A 19,874-nucleotide genomic window follows, 5' to 3' on the forward strand; every position below is an offset into this window, starting at 1 on the left:
TGACATGGAAAAAATAAAAGCAGAAGATAAACGTTGTCCGCATTTAGCGGAGGGGAAAACAGGTTTTGGTTTAGATTTAATTTCTGGAAATGGCTATCCAAGATTATTGCAATTATCAGCAATCAATGATTATTGTAATGATTCAAAGCCTATGTCTGCCATTCGTAACTGGGTTCATCAGTATCTGGCGCGCCCACACCCTGAACTAGGACGGAAAGGTCCGGTGTGCCCTTTTGTTTCCTTGTCAATTAAATTGGATAGCATATGGATCACTCAGGTAGCTGAGAGTGATTTGACAGAAGATAGAATACAAGAGATTATTAACTATTACAGGGATGCATTTTTTTCAACAGAACCAACAAGTGAGCAGCATAAAATGAATAAGGCGTTTATTGTATTGTTCCCAACGTTGGAAAAGTACGGTGCTGCAGTCATTGATCGTATTCAAAGTAAACTAAAAAAACATTTTGTTGAATCAGGACTCATGCTTGGTGAGTTTCACGAAGAAAATCAAAGTCCAGGACTACGGAATCCAGAATTTAAACCCTTGAGAAGTCCGATCCCAATGCTGGCGATCCGATATATGGTTGATACCGATTTACCATTTTTACTTCCAGATAATTATCCGGCGGAAGAAAGATCATTATATTTGCGTTCATATTTGACCTATCTTAGTCGAACGCTGAGTTCGGCCAACTTAAACTTGGCGATTCAGGCTTTAGTTAATGCAGAGGTAGAGACTGCAATAAACAAAATGAAAGTCGATATAGTTTCCGAACCCATCAGATTGAAATTTCAAAATAACAATTATGATATGGCTAAATTATGACATACAGCACGAATAACATATCCACAAAACACATTGAAAAAAAACGTATTGCGATTATCGGTGCAGGTTTAGCCGGATCGTTGCTGGCTCTTAAGTTATCGCAGCAAGGTTATGCTGTCGATGTCTATGAAAGACGATCAGATCCCAGGGCATTGTCTGCAAATGCAGGGCGTTCAATTAATTTAGGTTTGTCAAAGAGAGGTATGCAAGCTTTAGCTTCAGTTGGTTTATTAGAGGACGTATTAAAAACTGCCGTTGTGATGCGTGGCCGAGTGATTCATTTCCCTGATGGTTCTACTAAATACCAGGCATATGGAAAAAATGACAACGAAGTTCTGCATTCAATCGACAGGAATGAGCTGAACAACTTGCTATTGAATCATTCAGAACAATATAAAGATCTGAAGTTACACTTTAATCACAAGCTTGTCAGCGCAGATAAGACAAAGCGATTGCTGGAATTCAGCAATGAAGGACGAGTTATCACTGTGACGCCTGCGTGGGTGATTGGGGCTGATGGTGCTTTCTCCACTATGCGTAAAGAAATGCAATATGGTGAGCGGGCAGATTACCAGCAGGAATACCTGGAGTGGGGTTACAAAGAACTGACCCTAGAAGCCGGGAGCGATGGGCAATCCGTAATTGAGTTGTCTGCATTACATGTCTGGCCCCGCAATCATTGCTTGTTTGTTTCCCATCCCAACCTGGATGGCTCTCATACATTAACTTTGTTTCTGCCATTTAAAGGAGCAGACAGCTTTGAATGTCTGCATACGCCAGCAGATGTTCGTGTATTGATAGATAAATATTTTCCTGATTTGACTCCGTTATTGCCATCTTTACTTGAACAATGGGACCGGCATCCAGTTGGTGCACTAATCACTACCCGTACCAACCAGTGGTGTTTTGAAGACTGGGCTGTTTTGGTGGGGGATGCTTGCCATGCTGTATACCCCTTCTTTGGGCAGGGCATGAATTCTGCGTTTGAAGATTGTTATATGTTAATTGCTTTGTTGGCCGAACGCCCGGCGGACTTGGCTACAGTATTTAAAAAATATGAAGAAAAACGGCGACTTCATACTGATGCATTAGCGGAGTTATCAAAACAAAATTTTACTGAGCTCAGACAAAAGGTGCAATCACCATGGTTTCATGCCCGCAAAAAACTGGATGTCCTGCTTAATCAACTATTCCCTTCGGCTTGGTTACCTCTTTATACCATGATTGCACATACAACGATCCCATATGCCGAAGCCCGCGAACGGGCTCGCAGGCAAAATAATGTTATCAATGTTGGCAGCGCTGCTATTTTTTGTCTAATTGGTATTAGTGTGGTTATGTTGCTGTCTTGATCAGTACCTGCAAAGTGAAATGAAATTTTTTAATTAAAATAATAACTAGTCGTAGATGAGGTGATCATGAAATATGTAAGAGTAATCGAGAATTCAGAACTGTTAAGTGTAAGCGGTTTTAACTCAGAATTGTATCAAAATAGTATGCCTGCCATATTCAGAGGCGCAGCAAGCATCCTGGGTTGTTACAATGAATGGACTCTTGATTATTTGGAAGGGAAACTTTTTTCCAAAGAGGTCGAAGTTAATTACTGCGAGGTCGGAAACTATGATTTTACTATTGAAGGTCGTTTCCAGGAAAAGATAATGCCATTTAGTCAATTGGCTAACTTGATCCGTTTCCCACATGCTGAACCAGGTACTTATTATCTGCAAGCTGGTAATATTAACAAAGATTTTCCAGAGCTTTTTGATGGTCTATGTAATCCACGCTGGTTGATATCATCAGATTGTGTACATGATCGAAAATTATGGGTAGGTGAAGCAGGTTGTACCACACAATTACACTACGACACTTCCCCAAATTTTCTGCTACAACTTGCAGGTCGTAAGGAAGGAATTATTTACTCGCCTTTAGATAGTCCTTACTTGTATGCAAAAACTGAAGTCAAAAAAAATCATGTCAGTCAAGTGGATATAAATAATGTCGATGCTGAAAAATTTCCGTTATTCACCAGAGCTATACCAATCAAATTTGTTCTTGAGCAAGGCGATATGTTATTTCTTCCGCCAGGATGGTGGCACCAGTTTACATCAATTACACCTTGTATAAATGTTAATTTTTGGTGGCTGCGGTTTGATGTGATTGAAAATGTGGGTATTGAATATATGGATGTTGAGACTTTGGTAGTTCAGGTAAAAAAACATCTTGATCGTGGCTTTGATATTAATCACCAAGTGTATGAAGGTGATATTATTTTGCTTAAAGCGATAATAAAAGGTTTCGATAACTTGACAGAAGCATTGTTGAAGTCCGGCGCAAATGCAAATGTAGAAAGTGTACACTACCGTAAAGGTGCGAGTGCATTAAGTCTTGCAACGGAAAGGCAGAGCAATAATATTGTCAGGTTGTTATTAAAATATGGTGCCACAGATAAAAATGGCGAGGCTTTCGCACTTGCCGAACAGTCGGGCTATACAGATATTGCTGAATTATTGCAACAGCAGCAAAAATGCCCGGTGGCTACTGAAATCAGTTGATATACCTCAATTACCCTTCTGATAAAGATGTGCATTAAAACACATTTTTCATTTGGTGCGCCGGGCACGGCGCGTTGCGCGTAAGCGCAACTGGTTTGACTGTGGTAGTTAAACCGGTGACTTGGAGGTGTAAGTCCTCTACACACCCGGCAAGGGGAAGTGTTAGCTGAACGGCAAGGGTGCCTATCGCGAGGTAGGATCTGAATGAAGCTGTAAGCAAAATGCTAGCCTGACGAACAGGAAGTGGCTCAGGCGTTGTAGCAGGGTAAGGTGGCTATTATCACTAAAGCCCAATACTTGCACAGAAGACTGCAACGTACAGTCGACAGGTATAAGCAGGACAAATTCGCTTGGAGCGAATTTGCGCGTAAGCCCGAAGGGTTTATCACAAGGATGTGATAAACAACGTCGCGCGAATTACCCCGAGAGATCTGACAGTCTGCCACAGTGCTACCAACATCGGGAGGTGTTGGGATGGATGTTCAGAAGACCGGAAATGCTCCCGGCATTTTCCGGCATACACTCCATCCATGGCGATTTCAGCCGAAACCGCAGTAGTGCTGAAAACCGACAGCATGAAGGGCTGAACATAGTTAACTGTGATTAGGACTCTGGACCTCGATGTTGATTGATGATGCACAAACGCAGCAAGCTGCGGCGGGGTTAGATAACCTTAGCGTATCGGTGTTAAGACCATGGCTGATACTGCATCTGCCGACTATCAAAAGTTGACTGATTGTAGGGAGCTATCTGCCACGGGCAATTCGCAAAGTGGATATCCCAAAGCCAAACGGCGATGTGAGAACACTGGGCATTCCAACCGTAGTAGACCGGCTTATCCAGCAAGCGATAGCACAAGCATTAACACCTTATGTGGAACCGACGTTCTCAAATTCGAGTTACGGCTTCAGACCAAACCGCAATGCGTGGCAAGCGGTGCGCCAAGCGCAGCAGTTCATTCATAGCGGCAAACGCTGGGTCGTCGACATGGATTTGGAGAAATTCTTTGACCGGGTCGACCACGACATCCTGATGTCGAGGCTGGCCAGAATCATCAAAGACGAGCGGTTACTGAAACTCATCCGCCGGTATCTGGAAGCAGAGATGGTGGATGGGAAAGAGGTGTTAAAACGCAATAAAGGTATGCTGCAAGGTGGCCCACTGTCACCGCTGCTTTCGAATATCCTGCTGGATGAACTGGATAAAGAGCTGCAGCGGCGAGGCCACAGCTTCTGCCGCTATGCCGATGACTGCAACATTTATGTCAGCAGTCAAAAGGCGGGCGAACATCTACTAAAAGACCTCAGTGGATTCTTAGCAAAAACACTGAAACTACAGGTAAATGCACAGAAGAGTGCAGTGGCAAGGCCATGGACACGCAAGTTCCTTGGCTACAGCTTCACATGGCACAAAGTGGTCCGACTGAAAAATTGCAGCCAGCAGCGTGGCGAGGCTAAAAGAGAAAATCAGAACGCTCACCACGGGAAATGGTTCAAAATCAGTGGCAAAAGCGATTAGTGAACTGATACCAGTACCGCGCGGGTGGATGAGTTACTTCCGACTGATGGAAGTCAGAGCATGGGCGTCAGCGTGGAACCAGCGTGGTGCTTGGTGGAACTCTGGTGCCAGTCATATGAATCAGGGCTTCAAGAAGAGCTGGTTCGACCGACTGGGATTAGTATCATTGCTGGAATGTCACCGACAGTTCCAGTGTTAACATGAACGGCCGGATGCGGAACCGCACGTACGGTGGTGTGAGAGGACGGCGGGAGTGATCCCGCCTCTTACTCAATATAACACAGCGGATATCGCTTTTGGTGCTTTGCCGCAGTTGTGCTCAGCGTAAGGCCGCTGCGAGGTTTCAGTCGATCGCTAAACCCAGACCTGAATTCCCATTTCCATTAATTCAGTCAGTTCGATTCCGGGAATTTTAACAAAAATCGCCATGTTATATTTTATTTTTTATATAAATCATATGGTTAAGTTTGGAACAGTTTTTGCTTTGTATTATGCAAATGTATCAAAGGTAAATAAACATGGATATCAAAGTCAGTGCAAGTCGGAGAAATTTAAAAAAATGGCATGTGGCGATAGCTGCAGTCGTCTTAACCATTGGTTTTACAGTTTATTTCTATCTGCAGCCTGCTGCCAACAGTAAAATAAACGCAACGCAACTTTGGCTCGGTCAGGTGAAGCAGGGAGATTTAACTCTTGAAGTTGCCGGCTTTGGCGTCCTTGAGTCTAAAGTACAACGTTTTCTGACCGCACCCTATGCTGCAGTGATCGAAGAAATAGTACTGAGACCTGGCGCTATAGTTACCCCAGACAGTGTCATCCTGAAAATGTCGAATCCTGAAATCATACAGGGTGGAATTAATGCGGAGCTAGCGTTGAACACGCAAAAAGCAGTGTTAAAACATCTGATACTGGCACAAGAAAAAGAAAGAATGGAAGCAAATAATGCTCAGTCCGAATTAATGTCAGATCTCGAAGTGGTTAAAGCAAAATTAAAATCGCTGACGGCTGTAGCAAAGCTGGGAGCCGTCTCTCAGCTCACTCTGTTAGAAACTCAGGCTGAATTTGATAAATTAACAGTACGCTTGGCTAACAGTAAAGAAATGTTGGCACAACTGGCAGGACTGCATCAGCAAAGCCGTCAGATCCAACAAGAACAAATTGATGAAAAAACCAGCTTACTTGAATTAGCAAAAGAGCAGCAGAGCCGTTTAGCGGTCAGGGCTGGCATCCATGGAGTATTACAGGGACTGCCGGTTGAACTGGGGCAAAGTGTGACAGCTGGTGGTCAACTTGCACTGGTGGGCGGTACTGATGAGCTGATTGCTGTGGTACAGGTCCCTCAGCGGGATGTACATGGGATGGAAGCGGGGATGCCAGCGACTATAGATACGCGTGGGGGAGGGGCTGAAGGTTTGGTGCGTCGGATTGATCCTGTGGTAAAAGAAGGAAATGTTGAAGTTGAAATCAATCTTATCGGAAAGTTGCCACTTAATGCCCGTCCTTCTATGAACGTGGAAGCAAAAATCAAATTAGGTGAGCTAAAAAATGCTCTTTACATTAAATCACCAGTGAACAGTACTCAAAATTCAAAGCAGCAAATTTTTAAAGTGAATACCACAAATCAAACAGCACAATTAGCCTGGCTGGAGTTCGGTGCCAAAAGTGGCGAGTTTATTCAGATAAAATCTGGTGCTGAAATCAACGACAGTTTTATTCTGAGTGACATGCGTAACTTTGCCGAACAACCGCTGATTAAAATTAATTGAAATAAGGACATTATTATGACGAAATCAATATGCTTGCAATTAACGAAAATAACTAAAGTATTTCGTACCGATGAACTGGAGACACATGCACTGCGTGGGGTCAATCTGACCATTTATCAGGGAGATTTTGTCTCTATCTCTGGCCCTTCTGGCTGCGGTAAATCATCGCTGTTGGCTATTATGGGATTATTAGATACTGCCTCAGGTGGTAAATATATTATTGGCAATAATGATGTCAGCCGACTTGATGTTGATCAGCGTGCTGAAATCCGCAATAAAAGTATTGGTTTCATTTTCCAGTCATTTAACTTAATCGATGAGTTGAGTGTGTTCGAAAATGTAGCACTTCCATTGCGCTATCGTGAGCCGGATGAACATGGAAAGTTAGTAACCGAAGCTGAAATAACTCAGGCGGTACAAAACGCCTTGCAGCAGGTGGATATGGCACACCGCGCAGGTCACAGACCGAATCAGTTGTCAGGTGGTCAGCAGCAAAGGGTTGCCATTGCCAGAGCTCTGGTCGGTTCGCCGGCAATATTACTGGTGGATGAACCCACAGGTAACCTCGATTCAAAAAATGGCGATGCAGTGATGGCATTACTCAAACAGCTTAATCGGGCAGGAACGACCATTTGTATGGTTACCCATGATTCCCGATATGCCGAGTTTGCCAATACCCGACTGCATTTACTGGATGGAGAGATGGCTTCTGCGCATGGATTAGAGGAGGCGTGCTGATGAAGTTAAAACATGAAGTCCTTCATGCCGCTGCCGGGCTTAAACAATATCCGATGTTTGTTTTTACCTTGGTTTTTACTCTGGCATTGACTCTGGGAGCTTTGATCGCAGCCTTTAATTTAAACAATGTGATTATGTTTAAAGGATTGCCTTATCAAAACACAGAACAGTTATACATCTTGGATCAGGAAATAAAACGTGAAGGGAATCACAGAAGGGGTAAGCAGCATATTGATGCCCAGGTACAAATGTATAAAAAAAGCAAAGAATTTTTGCCTTCTGCTTTACTCCTCAGAGGGCGGGGCATACTTGCCAGCACTGAAAGTGAACCAAGGTTAAATTCTTTACATGTTACTTATGAGTTTTTCGAAATATTATCAGTGCCATTTGAAATTGGCAGAGGTTTCTCCAAAAGTGATGACTTGAGTTCGGCCCCGCCGGAAGCTGTGATCAGTTATGACACCTGGCAACGCTATTTTCTTGGTAGAGAAGATATTATCGGTCAAAGCTTGGAATTCGAACGGATGCAGTTCAAAGTTGTAGGAGTGTTAAAAAAAGACTTTAAAGAACCGCTGCTTTTTCAACCCGATGCCAGTGATATCTATATTCCGGCAGCTTTTAGTCAGTTAAACGCGCTCAATGCTGGTGCTGCAACAACTAACTTGCTGACACTGGTACAGATAGTGCCAGGAAATAATATTGAACAAATTGGCTCGCGTCTTACATCAATATTTGACGAATTTATTAAAACAGGTTCGGAAGCTCACTTATATAAAGATGCCGAACTTAGTGCACGACTCATGCTGCTGGAGGAAAATATTAAAGGCGACAGCGGAACAATTACCACTATGATTCTGGCTGGTGCTTTTGTTCTTTTATTGATTGCCTTTGTCAACGTAACAAACTTATACCTGTCACATATTAATAAGAAGCAACAAACGTTGGCAATCTGTGCCTGTTTAGGTGCGAAACCTAAGTTAATATTTAAGCGCTTGTTTGTTGAAAGCCTGGTTCTTACTATGTCATCGACATTGTTTGCCATACTGCTGGCTACCTGGTTACTTACATTTATAAAAGAATTTGCCTACGGCACCTTGCCACGATTATCTGAATTAGGGCTGGACCTCCCAACAGTGATATTCAGTGTTGTGATCGCTTTATTATTAGCGGCATTACTGGCTTTTTGTGGCCGATTTACTGTGAATTATGATGCTTTAAAAGAGCAATTGAATTCGAGTGGTAAAGGTACCAGTGCACAGGTTTCGCCTAAAGTCCGGCAGGTACTGATTGCGTCGCAGACCGCTTTGACCGGATTACTGATTGTTGCCTCTTCGATGGTGTTACAGTTGAGTCTGGCAACAGCAAATCATCCGCTCGGAATTGATGTTGAAAATGTAATTAGTGTTGAAGTTGATGCTGAGAAAAATTACACAACTGAGGCCCAGAAAGAAACACTTGCAGCAGAAATAAGAGAACGTTTCAGTCAGTTGCCGCAGGTTGCTAAAATAGCAAACACTCGAATTTCACCCATCATGCAAGGGCACTATGGTACGTTTGTGTATGATGAGAGTAAAAAAATGATTGGTGGATTTTTGTACAATACTGTGGATGAAAATTTCATGGATATAGTTCAATTACCGCTGTTGCATGGACGGAATTTCAGCCGGGAAGAGGTTGTAGACCATGAAAAAGTGGTGATACTGAGTAAATCAATGGCGCAAACAATATTTGGCGAGACGGATGTTGTTGAAAAGCGTATATATAATTCGAAAGGTCAGGCTTTTACAGTTGTTGGAGTTGTTGGCGATTATTTCAGTGTATCTAATGGTGAACCCTATTTTTATTTCACCTACAAAGCTACAGATATTAATTTACTTATAAAGCTGAAAGATCAGTCATCCTTCTCGAAACTTGATATCCTTCAACAACTCAGGACTATTGACCCAAGTTTGAATATCCAGCAATATCTTGTGTTGGAGCAAACGGCTAGGGATTTGGTCTACAAGTACCGTTTATCCGCCTGGCTGGCCGGAGCATTAAGCTTATTTGCTTTAATCCTAGCATGTACTGGTATCTATGGAGTGATCAGTTACTCTACTCAGATGCGACGTTATGAGATGGGGGTAAGGATGGCTCTGGGGGCTAAGAAAAAACGGATTATTGCGATGGTGTTAAAAGATGCGATGAACCCAATTTTAATCGGGCTTGGGATCAGCCTGCTGCTTTCCGTAGTACTCTATGGCTTGGCCAACAGCCAAGTCACGGGGCTGAGCCAGCCTGATGCAGTGCAGGTGGGAGCTTCGTTGATTTTGCTTTTAGTATTCTCTTTGTTAGCTTGTTATTTACCAGTTAACAATATTGTCCGGAGCGATCCGATAAAAGCACTCCGCAACGAATAGTCGGCAATCACAACTCAAAAGCTACCCGCCATCACAAACGGGTAGTTTTACTAAACAATAAAAATCAAATGCCAAATAAAAAAATAGTGCTTGTTATTGATGATAATGCTGATATTAGGTTAAGTGTCCGGTTTTTGCTAACGAATCATGGCTTTGAAGTGAAAGAAGCTGATAGCCCGATGCAGGGCATTGAACTCCTTAAATCTGAGCCTGTTGATTTGGTAATACTGGATATGAATTTTTCCAGAGATACCTCATCCGGTGAAGAGGGGTTGTATTGTTTAAGAAAAATAAAAGAGTTAGATCAATCCTTACCCGTAGTGGTGGTGACTGGATGGGCAGCGGTTGAGCTGGTTGTCAGCACCCTCAAAATTGGAGCTGATGATTTTATTGAAAAACCCTGGGATAACCAAAGATTGTTGCAAGTGATCCGACAGTCGCTGAAATTGGGCCGTTTAGAAAAACAAAATCTTAAATTGCAACAGTATGTCCGGGAGCAGGAAAAACCAATTCAACTGGTTGCACATTCTGCAGCCATGAAAGCGTTAAAAAGCAAACTGGACGACATTGCATGCACTGATGTCACTTTGCTGTTAACCGGGGAAAATGGCACAGGAAAAAGTACTCTGGCGCAGTATGTTCATCATTTATACCATCAGCACCATGCCCACCAATCTTTCGATGAAAGAAATACTCATTATGTAGAAGTGAACATGGGCGCTATTTCCGAACATTTGTTTGAAAGTGAGATGTTTGGTCATGTCAAAGGTGCTTTTACTGGTGCAGATCAACCCAGGGTTGGCCGCTTTGAGTTGGCAGAACATGGCACCTTGTTTCTGGATGAAATAGCAAATATAGCGCCAGCTTCACAAGCAAAGTTACTGCGGGTGTTAGAGTCAGGTCATTATGAGCGGGTTGGATCCAGCATTACTGCAAGGGCAAATGTTCGACTGATAAGTGCCACAAATGCCAGTTTTGAACGACTTATTTCTCAAGGTCAGTTCCGGCAGGATTTATACTTTCGGCTGAATACCATTGAACTGCAGGTTCCTGCCTTACGAAATCGTCGTGAGGACATCCCGGAATTAGCAAACATGATGATCGTGAAACATTGTCAGCGTTATAATAAACCACTTGTCAAATTACTTCCTTGTGCTTTGGAACGCTTGGCCAATTATGACTTTCCAGGGAATTTACGCGAATTAAGCCATATTTTAGAAAGAATTGTGTTATTTTCGACAGATTCAACAATAAGCATGGAACAACTCGTAGTGAAAGGTATCTTGCCAGAGAACTCCGCCAGCGAAAATAAAACAATTTCGGCGTTACCGCTAATGACTATTGAGCAAGCTGAAAGACAGCTTATTGAGCAGGCATTGCTAAGCAGTCAGGGCCAGACAATTGAAGCCGCAATACTGCTAGGTCTCAGTAAAAGTGCTTTATATCGTCGGCTGGAAAAGTACAACATTACGCCAAAAGAATATTCCTGAACATGAATGACAAATTTTGTGAATTCCTAAACCTGCTTAAAATAGACAGTCTGGAATTCTTTATTAAATCTTTTATTTTGTTTTTCAGTGTCTCATTTTTTTTAATAAGCTTTTCTTTTTTATGGTTGCTTGGCTTAAGTCAATTAGCATTAACTACATCAATGTTGTTTATATTATTGTTTTTGATTTTTATGTATTTCTGGGTCAAAAAAAAATTAATGTCACCATATTTCAGAATTATGGAGGCTATAGAGGCAATTAAAGTTGATGATTACTCTGTAACTTTTTTTCCTGGTTATAAATACGGCGTTATCGAAAAAATATTTTCTGAGATAAATGAGTTTTCAACTGATTTTCGCAATAAAAAAAGACGTTTTGATGAGAAAAATTTGCTGGTGCATAGTCTGATCAAACAACTGGATAGCCCTGTTTTACTACTCGATGCTGAAGGCAGGCTTATTCATGGTAATGCCGCATTTTCGCGCTGGCTTGGGAAAGACTGGCGGATGATTCGCCTGACACCCATCGGTCATTTGGGATTATCTAAGCATAAAAATTACTGGTTGTTTGACAACGACTCGACAAATATTAAGTACAAAATTCGTTCCAGTTTTTATAAAGATTCTGTTGGTGAACATCAGCTGTTAATCTTTACTGACATTAGCCGTGAACTAAGAGATATGCAAACTAAATCCTGGCAGGAAGTTGTGAGGGTGCTGAGTCATGAAATAAAAAATTCTTTAACTCCAATAGTCGCATTATCTCAGGAACTGGCTGACGTTTGTGTTGACCCGCTGCAAAAGGAAATGTTAAATGTTATTTGTGCTCGGGGTAGAAGTTTATCAAAATTTATTTCTCAGTACAGTACGCTTGGTTATGTCTACGAAATAAGTAAAACTCCGTTTAATGTAAAAGATGTTTTGCTGTCAATGTCTGGTTTGTATCCTGATGTTGCGTTCAATTTTGACATTCAGAACGAAATATTAAATGCAGATCCTGTCCTTATTGAACAGGTTTTGTTAAACCTGATTAATAATGCACAGCAGTCAATAATGAAAAAAGGAGGACTAGAAAAAGTCATTAATGTAAGTTGTTATGCGTTGGCTAGGAGAATACATCTTGATATTACAGATAATGGTATTGGTATTGAGAATGTGAGTAATATTTTTGTCCCTTATTACACTACAACACCAGGCGGGCAAGGTATAGGCCTGACTATCTGCAGGAATATTATTGAGCAGCATGGCGGTGAGCTGACGCTGACTAATAACAACATGGGTAGCGGCGCTATAGCCAGTATTAAACTGCCGATGTTGGCAGACGGATCAGGCTAAGAGCATAAACGGTTTTTATCCAAATAGAACATGTGGTTGACCCAAGAACCCGCATATGATCAGATTCAGCCTTTTGCAAAAGGATTATGATGGTTCTACCGGTTATGGTCAGGCCTTTACCGACTCGATCAGCCGGGACTGGGGTGGCAAGCCACTGGAAGACTTACAAAAAGGCATGGCTTTTATTACCCAGGATCAACCTTGGTTAGATGGTAGCAATGCTTGTGCCTTGGGTGCTTCTTATGGCGGCTATATGATGAACTGGATTGCCGGTAACTGGCCAACTGGTTTTAAGTGTCTGGTCAATCATGCCGGTTTATTTGATATGCCATCGTTTTACGGTAGCACTGAAGAGCTGTGGTTCCCTGAACATGACATGGGTGGTCCGGTTTGGAATAAAGAGGGCGATTATCACAAGTTTAACCCGGCGGCCTTAGTGGATAACTGGAAAACGCCGATGCTGGTGATCCATGGCCTGAAAGATTATCGGGTGCCCTATGCCCAAGGTCTGGCGGCTTTTACCACCTTACAGCGCAAAGGCATTGATTCCAAACTGGTATTGTTTCCGGATGAAAATCACTGGATCTTAAAACCAGCCAATGCTGAGCGTTGGTACAACGAAATTTTTGCCTGGATGAAACAACACACGGCAAAATAATCAGCTCAAGTGCCAATGGCCGAAGGTCTTGGCAGCGCATGCAAAAGTCGGCGCTCGCGCCGACTTTTTTGTATCTAGCTATGGATGGGACAGCCTTGCGATCGGAAACTCGCAGGGCTGCATGCCTTAGTCAGATAAATACGCCGCGTGAAAGCGCAAATGCTGCTCGATAAAACTGGCAATAAAATAGTAGCTGTGATCATAACCCGGCTGAGTTTCCAACTGGATGGCGGAGCCACTCTGGGCGGCAGCTGCTAACAGGGTTTCAGGTTTAAGCTGGCTGGCCAGAAACTGATCGGCATCGCCTTGGCTGACCAATATCGGTAACGGGCAATAGCTGGCGGCCAACAACAGACTGGCATCGTAGGCAGCCCAGCTTGCTTGATCAGCGCCTAAATAAGCGGTAAACGCTTTTTTGCCCCAGTCACACTGCGTTGGATTGGCAATAGGTGCAAAAGCGGACACTGAGCAAAAACGTTCTGGTTGGCGTAATGCCATCACCAGCGCACCATGACCACCCATCGAATGGCCACTAATACTGCGTCTGCTGCTAAAGGGTAATTCAGCTTCGCATAAAGCCGGTAATTCCAGACTGATGTAGTCATACATCTGATAATTATCCAGCCAGGGTTGCTCAGTGGCATTGACATAAAAGCCAGCACCTAAGCCTAAGTCATAAGCCGCATCTGCTGCATCTGGTACTTGCTCGCCACGCGGGCTGGTATCTGGCATCACTAAAGCAATACCGAGTTCAGCCGCAATCCGCTGGGCGCCAGCTTTGCTGGAAAAGTTCTCGTCTGTGCACGTCAGGCCGGATAACCAGTACAACACTGGCACCGGATGTTTGGCGGCCGCTGGCGGTAAAAATACTGAAAACTGCATGCTGCAATTGAGCAGCTCCGACTGATGTTGATAACGTTGCTGCCAGCCACCGAAGCAGTGCTGACTGGAGATTTGTTGTAATGACATGGTAACTCCAACAGTGGGCAGAGCAGCGCTCTGCCCGTCAGGGTTAAAAATGAATAACGGTGCGGATCGATTTGCCCTGGTGCATCAGCTCAAAGGCTTCATTAATTTGTTCCAGTGGCATGGTGTGCGTGATAAAAGTATCCAGCTCAAACTCACCCTGCAGATAACGCTCCACATAATCCGGCAATTCGCTGCGGCCTTTGACGCCACCAAAAGCAGTACCACGCCACACCCGGCCTGTCACCAGTTGGAAAGGACGGGTGGAGATTTCAGCGCCGCTTGGTGCGACACCGATAATGACAGATTCACCCCAGCCTTTATGACAGCATTCCAATGCCGAACGCATCACATTGACATTACCGATACATTCAAACGAGAAATCTACGCCACCGTCAGTCATTTCGACAATCACATCCTGAATGGGCTTGTCGAATTTCTGCGGGTTGATCACATCAGTGGCGCCTAATTTCAACGCAATATCAAACTTCGATTCGTTGATATCAATGGCAATAATGCGACCGGCTTTGGCCATCACAGCGCCGATAATAGCGGATAAACCAATACCACCGAGGCCAAACACCGCCACAGTATCACCAGGCTGAACTTTGGCGGTATTCATCACTGCGCCCATGCCGGTGGTGACACCACAACCAAGCAGACAGACTTTTTCCAGTGGCGCTGCTTTATTAATTTTAGCCAGCGCAATTTCAGGTAATACCGTGTATTCGCTGAATGTCGAGGTGCCCATATAGTGGTAAATCGGTTGACCATCTTTAGAAAAACGCGTGGTGCCGTCTGGCATCAGCCCCTGGCCCTGAGTGCTGCGAATGGCCTGACAGAGGTTGGTTTTACCACTTAAACAGAACTTACATTGGCCACATTCTGGTGTATACAGCGGGATCACATGATCGCCAACCGCCACGCTGCTGACGCCTGGTCCGACTGCTTCCACTATACCTGCACCTTCGTGGCCCAGAATACAAGGGAATTTACCTTCTGAATCGGCGCCCGATAGGGTATAGGCATCGGTATGGCAAACGCCGGTTGCGATCAATCGCACCAGTACTTCACCTTGTTGCGGTGGCATCAGATCCACTTCTTCAATCGATAATGGCTGACCTGGACCCCAGGCAACGGCAGCACGGGTTTTAATCATGTTCATAATTATTCCTCAGAAAAGCACCAGCAGTCACAAGCTGTGGTGGAGATGAGCCAGCACAGGGGGATTAACCCTGGCTGCCCTGACGATATAACGCAAGCCGGATAAATAATTGTTCAACTTCAGTTCGGGCCCAAGCCGTTTTACGTAAAAAATTCAAACTGGATTTTAAACTTGGGTTTTCACTGAAACATTTTAGCTTCACTTGCCTGGCAAGCGCTGGATAACCACCATAATGCGCCAACAAGGCCAATAAAATTTGCTCCAGCGTAAAACCATGCAAGGGGTTTTTCGGCTGACTGCGGCTAAGATCTGCCGCTACCGTGCTGCCAGCAGCAGTGGCAGGCACTTTGGTGCTGATGTCTTCAGTCATGTTGAGCTCCACTCTGGCTGGCTTGGTTAGGCTTGTCTGCCGTGCTAAGCGCCGTTTTGCCGCTGGCCGGTTGGGCAGGGGCTGCCGGCGCTGTTTGCACTGGCACAGGTTCGGCGGCCACTGCCGGCAATTGCCAAGGGATCACCGGCGATTGCCCATGCGGCGCAAATAAAGCCCGCCATTGGCCGTTAAAATGTTCATCTTCAGTGCCGATGGCGAGGCTGCTACCGGCGATTAAATTGCTCGGCGCTGCCAGCGCTTCGACTTTAAAACCATCAATCTGCCAGAACGCCTGACTGCTGGCGATGACGCTGATGGGCTGGGCCGCTTGCACGTCAATCAAGGCAATCTGATAAATAATAGAACTGAATGGGCCATTATCACTGGCTTCACGCACGGCACTGGCCCACAGAATATTAGACTCCAGATAGAGATCGGCAATATCACGCAGGCTTGGATCCATGCTAAACGGCAGCGGTGGCTGGGCCGCAAAGGTTTGGGCAGACCAGATAATATCGCCGGCGGCTAAATCCAGTTCACCGGCAATCAATTGACCTCTATTACCCCGACCGCCACGCTCACCCAGGATCAACAGATAACGGTTGGCAGCTTTAGCGGCACAGACCAGACCTTCAAAGTTATCGCCACTTTGTTGTTCACTGTTATCCTGTTGAATGGGTAATGGATAACTGCCAAGAATAGTGGCTTGATTTTGTTGTACTTTAAAATGGAATAACCGGCCGAATTCTCCATGCCAGCTGCCACTTTCAGCCGCCAGAAACTCATCTGGCCGGCCAGGTAAGGCACAGGCGGACTCCAGATCATTGGAGGCCTGTTGTTGTGGCCAGTTGCTGACGGACAGCGGCTGATAACTCTGGATGCCATGTTCTGTCAGTTGCAGTACGCCAAGCCGGCTGCCCCCCTGGTCGATTTTTTTATCCTGCACCAGCAAATAGCGATCCTGTTCCATTTTGGCCATAGCACTGATGCCAGGTAAGTTGACCTGCAATTTCGGCCGGCTCAGTGTGAACCAGCGTGGGTCGACTTCCAGTTGGAATAACAACGGCGACATCTGCTGAAAATGCACGGCATTGACATCACACTGAATATTATCCGGATAATGTTGTTTCCATGGGTCATTCACCAGATACACCCGGTTACCATGCACCGCCACGCCTTCCAGCGCAGTTTGCACCATCCGCTCATAAGCAGGGCATAAGCCAGAGTTGTCGGTCGCCACATAAAAACTCAGTGGCTGCACATATGGCGCGACTCTGTTGGTCAAATCAAAGATCCAGAGCTGATCGTCATTGCGCGCCACCGCCACCAGATAACCCGGATGGCCAGGGATCGGACTGGGTAAAAAGTCGATGCCATTAATCGGATGGCCTTTGCTATCCAGCGGCGGTAATGTCAGATTGGCATCGATCACTTTGACGAAGTTATCTTTGGCCCAAAAATCAGCGGTCAGCCGCGTTTTGAAAATGGCCGGAAAACTGGCACTGTTTTTTTCCAATGCCAGATACAGATTCTGAAAATCATCCACGGCCAGGCCTTCAATGCCATCATTGGGTAAATTGCCCACTTTACTGTCGAGCGGGAATTGTACTGGCCTGACGGCGGTGATTTCTGCCGCAGTAAAATCATCATTTAGACTGATTTTTAGCAACAAAGTCGGATAACTGGTGGAATTGGTTTGGGCATACTTGCGGCTGCAAGCCGGGCTGAGTTGCGCCCGGCTGGCATCTTCAGTCACAGTGATCAGCGTTTTGTCGTCGATCCTATCCCAGGTCAGGGCTTCCAGATCAGGTGAGTTGACCAGATAGTCACCAAAACAGCTATTGCGCACCTGCTCAGAGACGGTGATGTCAATCGGCGGTTTGTTCAGAGTGGCGGTCGCCGGGTCAAGCCGGAAAATCTTCATCCGAAGTGCCGGATCGGCACTTTGATCGCCGAGGCTTAACAGTTCATCATGGTGCCAGGTCAGGCCTGAGGTTTGCGGATCTTTCAGTGGTTGTTGCGCCTGATCGCGGATCCAGCTGCCAGTCAGGGCCTGCTCGGCCAGGGCGGGTGCTGACAGCGATATAGCTATCAACAGCAAACAAAAACGACGACAAGTCAGACTCATAGCTATCCTAACAAAACTGTAACATAAACGCGGTAGACAACGCCGGAGAAACAGCGGCAGTAAAGAGGCGACTAATTTACCAGAAAAATAAAGCTCAGCATACCGAAGACGATTAAATGCGGCATGGATAAGACTAAGCCAAAATAGATGATCAGTTGCGGGCCTGAACTAGATAGGGAGACTGCACTGTGATGGATGAACTTTATAGCGGCTCAGTCTGGAGCCGCTATAAAGTTGGCAGGATAATTAATAACCTTTGGCGTGGACGTCGCGCACAGCGCGGCCGGATGGATCAGTCAGTTGCGCCATTTTCGCATCCCAAGCCAGCGCTTCCGGGGTCGAACAAGCGACAGATTTACCGCCTGGCACACAAGCAATAGCACCACTGTGCGGGAAATGCTCTTCGAAGATCACCCGATACAAATACGCTTCTTTACTATCCGGCGTATTGACCGGGAAACGGAAGCTGGCCGTGGTCAGTTGTTGATCCGTCACTTCTTTTTCGGCAAAAGCTTTCAGACTGTCAATCCAGCTGTAGCCCACACCATCGGAAAACTGCTCTTTTTGCCGCCACAAAATTTCATCCGGTAACAAACCTTCAAAGGCCTGGCGCAGGATATGTTTTTCGATTTTGCCGTTGCCGCACATCTTGGCTTGTGGATTGAGCCGCATCGCGACATCCATAAAGTTTTTGTCCAGGAACGGCACCCTGGCTTCAATACCCCAGGCTGACATGGCTTTATTCGCTCTGTTGCAATCAAACATATGCAGGCGATCGAGTTTACGCAGTGTTTCTTCGTGGAATTCCTTGGCATTAGGGGCTTTATGGAAATATAAATAACCACCAAACAGCTCATCAGAACCTTCGCCAGACAGCACCATTTTAATCCCCATGGCTTTGATTTTACGTGCCATCAGATACATAGGGGTCGAAGCACGAATGGTGGTGACATCATAAGTTTCCAGATAGTACACCACGTCGCGCAGGGCATCGATGCCTTCCTGCACTGTGAATAAGACTTCGTGGTGCACTGTGCCAATAGTATCTGCAACTTTACGGGCTGCGATTAAATCCGGTGAACCGGCCAGACCAACCGCAAAGGAATGCAACCGTGGCCACCAGGCTTCAGATTGACCGTCATCTTCCACTCTGTTGCGGGCGAATTGCTGGGTAATGGCAGAGATTAACGAGGAGTCCAGGCCGCCGGATAACAATACACCATAAGGGACATCAGACATCAAATGGCTTTTGACCGACTGCTCCAGCGCCGTTTTCAATTCAGCTAAATCGGCTGGATTGTCTTGCACGGCAGCATAACTTTGCCAGTCGCGACTGTAGTAAGGCTGCAGTTTGCCGATTCTGCTGTCGAAATAATGTCCTGGCGGAAATTCCTGCATTTGTTTACAAACCGGCACCAGCGCTTTGAGTTCCGAAGCCACATACAACTGACCATGTTCATCGTAACCGTAATAAAGCGGAATAATGCCGATATGGTCGCGCGCAATTAAATAACGTTGTTGTTCGGCGTCATACAGGATAAAAGCAAACATGCCCTGTAATTGGTCAATAAAATCGGCCCCATGCTCAAGATACAAAGGCAAAATCACTTCGCAATCTGATTTGGTTTGAAACTGGTAGTCAACAGTCAAATTTTTCTCTAAATTCTTGTGATTATAAATCTCCCCATTCACTGCCAGAATGTGATTTCGATTTGGATTAATCAGAGGTTGCGCGCCATTTTCAGTATCTACAATCGCCAGACGCTCGTGCACGAGGATGGCATTATTGTCATTCCATACTCCAGACCAGTCTGGACCACGATGACGTAATAACTTAGATAACTGTAGCGCCTGTTGGCGCAAGGCTTTAACATCAGTCTTGATGTCAAGCACCCCGAATATCGAACACATGATAAAAACTCCGTTAGATTTAATCCGAATAAAAACATTCAATTTGGCAG

At 45.1% G+C, this 19,874-nt stretch carries 16 protein-coding genes; 11 read left to right on the forward strand and 5 right to left on the reverse strand.

Annotated elements, in window-relative coordinates; all coding sequences use genetic code 11:
* The first annotated feature begins 4 nt into the window (after positions 1-4).
* From AC53GJ_RS10255 to AC53GJ_RS10305, 11 genes are all read left to right on the forward strand, one after another.
* Entirely contained in the window at positions 5-829 is an 825-nt protein-coding gene (locus tag AC53GJ_RS10255) for a DUF6875 domain-containing protein (protein WP_496732580.1), read from the forward strand.
* Positions 826-2,181, forward strand: a complete 1,356-nt coding sequence (locus tag AC53GJ_RS10260) for an FAD-dependent oxidoreductase (protein WP_496732581.1) — start codon at positions 826-828, stop codon at positions 2,179-2,181. Before AC53GJ_RS10255 ends, AC53GJ_RS10260 begins: the two co-directional genes overlap by 4 nt.
* Positions 2,182-2,247: 66 nt before the next feature.
* Positions 2,248-3,381: a cupin-like domain-containing protein gene (locus AC53GJ_RS10265; protein ID WP_496732582.1), complete on the forward strand. Its 1,134-nt coding sequence runs from the start codon at positions 2,248-2,250 to the stop codon at positions 3,379-3,381.
* Between the two features lie 771 nt (positions 3,382-4,152).
* Positions 4,153-4,899, forward strand: a complete 747-nt coding sequence (locus AC53GJ_RS10270; RefSeq protein WP_496732583.1) for a reverse transcriptase domain-containing protein — start codon at positions 4,153-4,155, stop codon at positions 4,897-4,899.
* On the forward strand, positions 4,883-5,098 hold the full coding sequence (locus tag AC53GJ_RS10275) for a hypothetical protein (protein ID WP_496732584.1): 216 nt from the start codon (positions 4,883-4,885) through the stop codon (positions 5,096-5,098). Before AC53GJ_RS10270 ends, AC53GJ_RS10275 begins: the two co-directional genes overlap by 17 nt.
* A gap of 319 nt (positions 5,099-5,417) precedes the next feature.
* Positions 5,418-6,665, forward strand: coding sequence for an HlyD family secretion protein (locus AC53GJ_RS10280; RefSeq protein ID WP_496732585.1), 1,248 nt, complete (start codon positions 5,418-5,420; stop codon positions 6,663-6,665).
* 15 nt (positions 6,666-6,680) lie between these two features.
* Positions 6,681-7,403: an ABC transporter ATP-binding protein gene (locus tag AC53GJ_RS10285; RefSeq protein WP_496732586.1), complete on the forward strand. Its 723-nt coding sequence runs from the start codon at positions 6,681-6,683 to the stop codon at positions 7,401-7,403.
* Entirely contained in the window at positions 7,403-9,802 is a 2,400-nt protein-coding gene (locus AC53GJ_RS10290) for an ABC transporter permease (RefSeq protein ID WP_496732587.1), read from the forward strand. The genes AC53GJ_RS10285 and AC53GJ_RS10290 overlap by 1 nt, the downstream gene beginning before the upstream one ends.
* 68 nt (positions 9,803-9,870) lie before the next feature.
* Complete coding sequence (locus tag AC53GJ_RS10295) at positions 9,871-11,292, forward strand: sigma-54-dependent transcriptional regulator (protein ID WP_496732588.1); 1,422 nt, start codon at positions 9,871-9,873, stop codon at positions 11,290-11,292.
* Positions 11,293-11,294: 2 nt separating this feature from the next.
* Positions 11,295-12,626, forward strand: coding sequence for a sensor histidine kinase (locus AC53GJ_RS10300; RefSeq protein WP_496732589.1), 1,332 nt, complete (start codon positions 11,295-11,297; stop codon positions 12,624-12,626).
* A 55-nt stretch (positions 12,627-12,681) separates the two neighbouring features.
* The gene (locus AC53GJ_RS10305) at positions 12,682-13,284 is read left to right on the forward strand and encodes a S9 family peptidase (RefSeq protein WP_496732590.1); all 603 of its coding nucleotides are present in this window, start codon (positions 12,682-12,684) and stop codon (positions 13,282-13,284) included.
* 126 nt (positions 13,285-13,410) lie between these two features.
* Here AC53GJ_RS10305 and fghA read toward each other — a convergent pair whose 3' ends face one another.
* The 5 genes from fghA to asnB form a co-directional block, all read right to left on the reverse strand.
* Positions 13,411-14,253 (reverse strand): S-formylglutathione hydrolase, encoded by an 843-nt coding sequence (gene fghA, locus AC53GJ_RS10310; RefSeq protein ID WP_496732591.1) that lies wholly within the window; start codon positions 14,251-14,253, stop codon positions 13,411-13,413.
* A 43-nt stretch (positions 14,254-14,296) separates the two neighbouring features.
* A complete protein-coding gene (locus AC53GJ_RS10315; RefSeq protein WP_496732783.1) occupies positions 14,297-15,406 on the reverse strand; it encodes an S-(hydroxymethyl)glutathione dehydrogenase/class III alcohol dehydrogenase in 1,110 nt (369 codons plus the stop codon).
* A 73-nt stretch (positions 15,407-15,479) separates the two neighbouring features.
* Positions 15,480-15,785 carry a VF530 family protein gene (locus AC53GJ_RS10320; RefSeq protein ID WP_496732592.1) on the reverse strand — a complete coding sequence of 102 codons (306 nt, stop codon included), beginning with the start codon at positions 15,783-15,785 and terminating at the stop codon, positions 15,480-15,482.
* The gene (locus tag AC53GJ_RS10325) at positions 15,778-17,913 is read right to left on the reverse strand and encodes a hypothetical protein (RefSeq protein ID WP_496732593.1); all 2,136 of its coding nucleotides are present in this window, start codon (positions 17,911-17,913) and stop codon (positions 15,778-15,780) included. Before AC53GJ_RS10325 ends, AC53GJ_RS10320 begins: the two co-directional genes overlap by 8 nt.
* Positions 17,914-18,159: 246 nt before the next feature.
* Complete coding sequence (gene asnB / locus AC53GJ_RS10330; protein ID WP_496732594.1) at positions 18,160-19,824, reverse strand: asparagine synthase B; 1,665 nt, start codon at positions 19,822-19,824, stop codon at positions 18,160-18,162.
* Positions 19,825-19,874 lie beyond the last annotated feature (50 nt).

Source organism: Rheinheimera sp. B2H12 (assembly GCF_059620065.1).

What these genes read in the sequence shown, in the direction of transcription:
- fghA (WP_496732591.1), bottom strand. Translation starts at nt 14,253, where the DNA reads ATGTCATTACAACAAATCTCCAGTCAGCACTGCTTCGGTGGCTGGCAG.
- AC53GJ_RS10285 (WP_496732586.1), top strand. Translation starts at nt 6,681, where the DNA reads ATGACGAAATCAATATGCTTGCAATTAACGAAAATAACTAAAGTATTT.
- AC53GJ_RS10255 (WP_496732580.1), top strand. Translation starts at nt 5, where the DNA reads ATGGAAAAAATAAAAGCAGAAGATAAACGTTGTCCGCATTTAGCGGAG.
- AC53GJ_RS10290 (WP_496732587.1), top strand. Translation starts at nt 7,403, where the DNA reads ATGAAGTTAAAACATGAAGTCCTTCATGCCGCTGCCGGGCTTAAACAA.
- AC53GJ_RS10320 (WP_496732592.1), bottom strand. Translation starts at nt 15,785, where the DNA reads ATGACTGAAGACATCAGCACCAAAGTGCCTGCCACTGCTGCTGGCAGC.
- AC53GJ_RS10325 (WP_496732593.1), bottom strand. Translation starts at nt 17,913, where the DNA reads ATGAGTCTGACTTGTCGTCGTTTTTGTTTGCTGTTGATAGCTATATCG.
- AC53GJ_RS10265 (WP_496732582.1), top strand. Translation starts at nt 2,248, where the DNA reads ATGAAATATGTAAGAGTAATCGAGAATTCAGAACTGTTAAGTGTAAGC.
- asnB (WP_496732594.1), bottom strand. Translation starts at nt 19,824, where the DNA reads ATGTGTTCGATATTCGGGGTGCTTGACATCAAGACTGATGTTAAAGCC.
- AC53GJ_RS10300 (WP_496732589.1), top strand. Translation starts at nt 11,295, where the DNA reads ATGAATGACAAATTTTGTGAATTCCTAAACCTGCTTAAAATAGACAGT.
- AC53GJ_RS10295 (WP_496732588.1), top strand. Translation starts at nt 9,871, where the DNA reads ATGCCAAATAAAAAAATAGTGCTTGTTATTGATGATAATGCTGATATT.
- AC53GJ_RS10280 (WP_496732585.1), top strand. Translation starts at nt 5,418, where the DNA reads ATGGATATCAAAGTCAGTGCAAGTCGGAGAAATTTAAAAAAATGGCAT.
- AC53GJ_RS10260 (WP_496732581.1), top strand. Translation starts at nt 826, where the DNA reads ATGACATACAGCACGAATAACATATCCACAAAACACATTGAAAAAAAA.
- AC53GJ_RS10305 (WP_496732590.1), top strand. Translation starts at nt 12,682, where the DNA reads ATGATCAGATTCAGCCTTTTGCAAAAGGATTATGATGGTTCTACCGGT.